Genomic DNA, 2,063 nt, shown 5'->3' on the forward strand with positions numbered 1-2,063 from the left:
GAGACGGATCTCGCGGGTCATCAGCAGGACACGGGGCGTTACGGGAGCGTCCTGGAGCAGGTCGACGTAGGGCTCGCCGAGCTGACGGGGCTGCTCACGGCGCCCGGCGACCGTCTGATCGTCACGGCCGACCACGGCAACGATCCGACGATCGGGCACGCCTACCACACACGTGAGTTCGTCCCCGTCCTGATCCACCGCCCGGACGCCGCGGGGATCGAACTCCTCCCGGACGCCGCCACCTTGGCGGACGTGGGGGCGACGGCCGCGGCCGCCCTGGGACTGGACACGGGCGCCCTCACGACGGGACAGACACTGCTCGGCCCACCGGCAGGCCGCACGCCTCGCCAGCCACGCTGAGCACCGCGCCGTACTCGCGTGGATGAGGCACGTCACCGCGCCTCATCCACACAGCCGGACCGTCTCAGCCCATGAACTTCTTGAATTCGTCGGGCAGTTCGAAGTTCTTGTCCGCCTCGGCGGCCGGCAGACCGAAGGCGCCGCCCGCCTGCGCCGCCTCCTCGCGCCGTACCGCGGCGGCCTGCTCCTCGGCCTTGCGCTTCATCGGGTTGCCCGAGCGCCGCTTCCCCTTGGCCTGCTTCTGCTGCTTCTTCTGCCTGCCGGGCCCGCCGCCCGAGCCCGGAGCGCCCGGCATGCCCGGCATTCCACCGCCCTGCGCCATCTTCGACATCATCTTGCGGGCCTCGAAGAAACGCTCCACCAGGCTCTTCACCGCGCTGACCTCGACGCCCGAACCCTTGGCGATGCGCGCCCGGCGTGAACCGTTGATGATGGTCGGCTCGTGGCGCTCGCCGGGCGTCATGGACTTGATGATCGCGGCGGTGCGGTCGACGTCGCGCTCGTCGATGTTGCTGATCTGGTCCTTCATCTGCGCCATGCCGGGCAGCATCCCCAGCAGCTTGGAGATGGAGCCCATCTTCCGGACCTGCTCCATCTGCGCCAGGAAGTCGTCGAGCGTGAACTCCTTGGGCCCCTTCGCCAGCTTCTGGGCCATCTTCTCGGCCTCGGCCTGGCTGAAGGTCTGCTCGGCCTTCTCGATGAGACTGAGCATGTCGCCCATGTCGAGGATGCGGGACGCCATGCGGTCCGGGTGGAACGCGTCGAACTCGTCCAGCTTCTCGCCGTTGGAGGCGAACATGATCTGCTTGCCGGTGACGTGCGCGATGGACAGCGCGGCGCCGCCGCGGGCGTCGCCGTCGAGCTTGGACAGCACGACACCGTCGAAGCCGACGCCGTCGCGGAAGGCCTCGGCGGTGTTGACCGCGTCCTGGCCGATCATCGCGTCGACGACGAACAGGACCTCGTCGGGGTTGACGGCGTCGCGGATGTCCGCGGCCTGCCTCATCAGTTCCTCGTCGATGCCGAGACGGCCGGCGGTGTCGACGATGACGACGTCGTGGACCCGGTCCTTGGCGTACTTGATCGAGTCCTCGGCCACCTTGACCGGGTCGCCCACGCCGTTGCCGGGCTCCGGGGCGTAGACCGAGACGCCCGCGCGTTCGGCGACGACGGAGAGCTGGTTGACGGCGTTGGGGCGCTGGAGGTCACAGGCGACCAGCAGCGGGGAGTGCCCCTGTCCCTTGAGCCAGAGGCCGAGCTTGCCCGCGAGGGTCGTCTTGCCCGCGCCCTGGAGTCCGGCGAGCATGATCACGGTGGGCGGCTGCTTGGCGAAGCGCAGGCGCCGCGTCTCGCCGCCGAGGATGCCTACGAGCTCCTCATTGACGATCTTGATGATCTGCTGGCTGGGATTGAGCGCCCGCGAGACCTCTTCACCGCGTGACCGCTCCTTGACCTTCGCGGTGAAGGCGCGGACCACGGGGAGCGCGACGTCCGCCTCGAGGAGCGCGATGCGGATCTCGCGTGCGGTGGCGTCGATGTCCGCCTCGGACAGTCGCCCCTTGCCGCGGAGGGTTTTGAAAGTCGCTGAGAGGCGATCGGAGAGGGTATCGAACACGGCGCTCGTAGGTCCTCAGGGGTCGGGGTCAGAGTGGATTGCTCTCCAGGGTATCCGGCCGGGCAAATACGAGGGGCCCTGCCCGGTG

1 protein-coding gene and 1 pseudogene are annotated in these 2,063 nt (G+C 69.0%); one reads left to right on the top strand and one right to left on the bottom strand.

Annotated features, from left to right (window positions below; translation table 11 throughout):
- Positions 1-360: pseudogene (locus GXP76_RS35290) on the top strand (phosphopentomutase); the annotation flags it as partial.
- Between the two features lie 64 nt (positions 361-424).
- Here the strand turns inward: GXP76_RS35290 and ffh are convergent.
- Positions 425-1,975, bottom strand: coding sequence for a signal recognition particle protein (gene ffh, locus GXP76_RS35295; RefSeq protein ID WP_242575700.1), 1,551 nt, complete (start codon positions 1,973-1,975; stop codon positions 425-427).
- Between the last annotated feature and the right edge of the window lie 88 nt (positions 1,976-2,063).

The organism is Streptomyces sp. NP-1717 (genome assembly GCF_022695985.1).
Classification (GTDB): Bacteria; Actinomycetota; Actinomycetes; order Streptomycetales; family Streptomycetaceae; genus Streptomyces.